The sequence below is a fragment of the Pedobacter sp. 01T416_2 genome (assembly GCF_056398925.1).
Genome location: NZ_JBFTQI010001092.1, coordinates 1 through 1,419 on the forward strand (window position 1 = coordinate 1; position 1,419 = coordinate 1,419).

Here is a 1,419-nt window from a genome sequence, read left to right on the forward strand (position 1 = left end):
GGCCTGGAACTGGTAACCATCCGCTATTATAACCAACAAACTATTGATCGTGTAACGGTTGATAAGGATATTTTATTGGAAGTTAAAAGCCGTCATACTTGCCAGATGGTGATGAAGAATAGGGTCTAAAACTTATAATATCATTAACTTAAAAAAATATTGTCATCCTGAGCTTGTCGAAGGACAAGTATCTTATTTATTTGAGATTACCTGCAGGTCTTCGACAGGCTCAGACTGACAATACCGCCTACCCTCATAACAAGGACCTGAATTTAAACAATGAACAATAAACTTTTAGCCAAAGCCGTAAAAGACTATATCAGCACAAATTTAAATGCAGATGTGAATCAGATTGCTTTAGCAAAAAGTCCGTTCGAGGGTATTACTGCAGCCGAACTGGCCACACAAATTACCGCAAAAAAAAAATCAGAAAAAAAATTACCCACCTGGTTTAACACTCAAGGTATTTATTACCMTCCTGTATTATCCATTGAACAAACTTCTTCTGAAATTACCGCTAAATACAAATCTAAACTAGCTAAAGGCAATACTTTAATTGATATTACCGGAGGTTTCGGGATAGACAGCTATTACTTTTCTAAAAAGGTAAAAGCGGTTACACATTGCGAAATTAACCCTGAACTATCCGCAATAGCTAAACATAATGCGCAGGCTTTACATATAGCAAATATCGAATTTAAAGCAGAAGACGGAATTGCTTACCTCCAGACCAGTGATGCATCATTTGATACGATTTATGTAGATCCTGCCCGAAGGGCCGAAAAGGGCAAAGTTTTTATGCTAAAAGACTGTACACCCGACATTGCAAGTAATCTGGATGCCTTATTAGAAAAATCATCGAGAATAATCGTCAAAACTGCTCCTTTACTTGATATTTCAGCAGGATTATCAGAATTGAAACAAGTTAGCGAGATTCATATTGTGAGTGTAAAAAATGAATGCAAAGAACTCTTATGGATCATTGATAAAGATTACAATGGTGATACGAAAATTATAGCTGTAACCCTAAATAACGGGATTGAAAAAGATTTTTCCTTTTACAGATCAGCTTCAAATGGTTCAATTCAGTTTATTGACGATTTAAACACTGGTGATTACTTATACGAACCAGATGCTGCTTTACTAAAATCGGGCGCTTTTAATTTAATTGGCACAACTTACAATCTTTTAAAACTACATCCTCAAACACAGCTGTTTAGTTCGGCTATGGTAAATAAAGATTTCCCAGGCAGGATATTTAAAATTGAAGCTGTACTTACTACCGCGGCACTTAAGAAACAAGAAAATTTAAAAGGAAATGTGATTGTGCGGAACTATCCGGCAAAGCCCGAAGATTTGGTTAAGAAATATAAAATAAAAGCAGATCAAAATCAGTTTTTAATTTTCACCAAGGTGGGC

General features: G+C 35.7%; 1 protein-coding gene. It reads left to right on the forward strand.

The features are described 5' to 3' along the window. Positions 1-279: 279 nt before the first annotated feature. Positions 280-1,419: class I SAM-dependent methyltransferase (locus AC1DPQ_RS27645; RefSeq protein WP_477611551.1), on the forward strand; the 1,140-nt coding region annotated here is incomplete at its 3' end.